Source organism: Pantoea pleuroti, assembly GCF_014156615.1.
Classification (GTDB): Bacteria; Pseudomonadota; Gammaproteobacteria; order Enterobacterales; family Enterobacteriaceae; genus Pantoea; species Pantoea agglomerans.
This window is the reverse complement of the sequence record NZ_SBFD01000025.1, coordinates 1-236: the sequence shown is the minus strand read 5'-3', so window position 1 is coordinate 236 and position 236 is coordinate 1.

Below are 236 nucleotides of genomic sequence, written 5' to 3'. Positions count from 1 at the left end.
CGTTTCCCTTGTGCATGCGGAGTCGCTGCTCCTGGCAACCGTTCAAAGTTAATGCTGGCGTGAAAGGGGAAGCAGGAGATCTAGGCTGACACACAGGATCGAATCCTGATGGATGACACAGATTCATCCTGCTTCCTGTAGTGGGAGCTAACCACTACAGAAAACAAGATACAATGGATGACGGCTTTTGCGTCTTTCCGATCTGACCCTGTTTCCTGCGCAGGCGCTAACTGACA